Source organism: Kitasatospora sp. NPDC091257, from assembly GCF_044757675.1.
Classification (GTDB): Bacteria; Actinomycetota; Actinomycetes; order Streptomycetales; family Streptomycetaceae; genus Kitasatospora; species Kitasatospora lactacystinica.
This window is the reverse complement of the sequence record NZ_JBIVVI010001173.1, coordinates 1-2802: the sequence shown is the minus strand read 5'-3', so window position 1 is coordinate 2802 and position 2802 is coordinate 1. Positions and strand designations below refer to the sequence as shown.

The following is a 2802-nucleotide window of genomic DNA, read 5'->3' as shown; positions in this document are numbered from 1 at the left end:
GGCCAACCGCGATGACTACGTGTGAGTGGTGTACAGACTTGTGCTCTCCCTTGGGGGGTGCAGCAGCGCATGGGGACGTTCCTCCCGCGCGCCCGCCGCCGCGGGCGCGCCGTTGCAAGGGCGGGGAGCACGAGGAAGAAGGGGAGCACGAGGAAGAAGTGGGGAAGGGACCGCGCCGGGGGCGGCGACAGCGGTACGGCCGCGGGTCCGGGCGGACCAGAGCGCGGCGGCGGGTGTCGGGTCGGTGCGGCCAGGGGGGTGCGTCCCTCGCTCGGGTGCGGCGGACCGGGCACGCTGGTCCTGGACGGGGCCACCGGCGGAGTTCCCCCGCTCCGCGGCGCTCCCAAACCCCCCTGCCGCGGCCTCAGTTGGACGTCACGGGCCCGGCGTGCCACCGACGGTACCCAGCGCGGCGGGGCGGGCCGACGACCGGCACCGTCCCTTCACCGCCACTGCACACCGGCTGCGCTTCCCGGCGCGGAGCGTCCGGTTCCCCGGGTACACCAGCGCGACTGCCGTTCGGGCATGCGAATCCCCGCCGGTCCGGCCGCGCCGCGCCGCCCTGCTCCCGGCCCGTTTTCCCGCCCCGCCGCCGACCCGCCGCCACCCCACCGCCGACCCCGCCCGAGGCTTCCACATTCTGTTGAATTCCTCTTGACGCCCCGACGGACCCCGCCGTGCTGGAGGCCGCGCAGGTCCCCGGCGTGTTCCAGCAGGCCTTCCACCTGATGCGTTCCGGCCGCCCCGGCCCGGTCCTGATCGACCTGCCGATCGACGTCCAGCTCACCGAGATCGACTTCGACCCGGAGGCCTACCAGCCGCCGCCGGTCTACAAGCCGGCCGCCAACCGCACCCAGATCGAGAAGGCCGTCGCGCTGCTCCAGCGGTCCGAGCGCCCGCTGATCGTCGCCGGCGGCGGCGTCATCAACGCCGACGCCGGCGAGCTGCTGCTGGAGTTCGCCGAGCTCACCGGCGTCCCGGTGGTCCCGACCCTGATGGGCTGGGGCATCGTCCCGGACGACCACCGGCTGAACGCCGGCATGGTCGGCCTGCAGACCTCGCACCGCTACGGCAACGAGACCTTCCTCGCCTCCGACTTCGTCCTCGGCATCGGCAACCGCTGGGCCAACCGCCACACCGGCGGCCTGGACGTCTACACCGCGGGCCGCACCTTCGTCCACGTCGACATCGAGCCCACCCAGCTCGGCCGGATCTTCGCCCCGGACCTCGGCATCGCCTCCGACGCCAAGGCCGCGCTGGAACTGTTCGTCGAGGTGGCGCGCGAGCTGCGGGCCGCCGGCACCCTCAAGGACCGCGGCACCTGGGCCGCCTCCACCCAGGAGCGCAAGGCCCTGCTCCAGCGCCGCACCCACTTCGACGACGTGCCCCTCAAGCCGCAGCGCGTGTACGAGGAGATGAACAGGGCCTTCGGCCCGGAGACCCGCTACGTCACCACCATCGGCCTGTCCCAGATCGCCGGCGCGCAGCTGCTGCACGTCTACCGGCCGCGGCACTGGATCAACTGCGGCCAGGCCGGCCCGCTCGGCTGGACCGTCCCGGCCGCGCTGGGCGTCGCCACCGCCGACCCCGGGGGCCAGGTCGTCGCGCTCTCCGGCGACTACGACTTCCAGTTCATGATCGAGGAGCTGGCGGTCGGCGCCCAGCACCGCATCCCGTACGTCCACGTGCTGGTGAACAACTCCTACCTGGGCCTGATCCGCCAGGCGCAGCGCAGCTTCGACATCGACTACCAGGTCAACCCGGAGTTCGAGAACGTCAACTCCCCGGAGCTGGGCGTCTACGGCGTCGACCACGTCAAGGTCGTCGAGGGCCTGGGCTGCAAGGCGATCCGGGTCACCGAGCCGCAGGGCCTGCTGCCCGCGTTCGAGGAGGCCAAGAAGCTGGCCGCGGAGTTCCGCGTCCCGGTCGTGGTCGAGGCGATCCTGGAGCGGGTCACCAACATCTCGATGGCCGCCGCCGACATCGACAAGGTCAACGAGTTCGAGGAGACGGCCACCCTCCCGGAGCACGCCCCGACGGCCATCAGGCCGCTGGCGCTCTGAACGCACGCTCGGCCCGCTCCGAACGCGCCGCGGCCGGTCGCGCGGGGGCGGACGAGCCGCTCCGCACGCCCCCACGCGCCCCCGCACCCGGAACACCGGCACGCCGACCGCGGTTGATCAGGTCACGGCCGCTACCGTGGCCCCGGAAGAGGCCCGGCCCGACGACTCCCCGAAAGGACCACTCCCGTGAGCCTGTACGACATCCCGCTGCGCACCCTCGACGGCGCGGCCACCTCGCTGGCCGACCACAAGGGCAAGGCGCTGCTCATCGTCAACGTCGCCTCCCGGTGCGGCCTGACCCCGCAGTACGAGGGCCTGGAGCGGCTCCAGAAGCGGTACGCCGGGCGCGGGTTCACCGTGCTGGGCTTCCCCTGCAACCAGTTCGCCGGGCAGGAGCCGGGCAGCGCCGAGGAGATCCGCACCTTCTGCTCCACCACCTACGGCGTGACCTTCCCGCTGTTCGAGAAGATCGACGTCAACGGCGAGGACCGCCACCCGCTGTACGCCAAGCTCACCGAGGTCGCCGACGCCGACGGCCAGGCCGGGGACGTCTCCTGGAACTTCGAGAAGTTCCTGATCTCCCCGGACGGCACCGTCGTCGCGCGCCTGCGCCCCCCGGTCGACCCGGAGGCGCCGGAGCTGATCACCGCGATCGAGGCCGCACTGCCGGCCTGACCGCGCGCGCACCACGAAGGCTCGGGGCCCGCAGCCCCGGGCCTTCGCCGTGCTCGCACCCGGG

1 protein-coding gene and 1 pseudogene are annotated in these 2802 nt (G+C 73.0%); both read left to right on the top strand.

Annotated elements, in window-relative coordinates; all coding sequences use genetic code 11:
• Nucleotides 1-677: 677 nt before the first annotated feature.
• Nucleotides 678-2063 (top strand): annotated as a pseudogene (gcl, locus tag ACIQOV_RS35910) (glyoxylate carboligase); the annotation flags it as partial.
• Between the two features lie 186 nt (nucleotides 2064-2249).
• Complete coding sequence (locus ACIQOV_RS35905; protein WP_380551748.1) at nucleotides 2250-2738, top strand: glutathione peroxidase; 489 nt, start codon at nucleotides 2250-2252, stop codon at nucleotides 2736-2738.
• Nucleotides 2739-2802 lie beyond the last annotated feature (64 nt).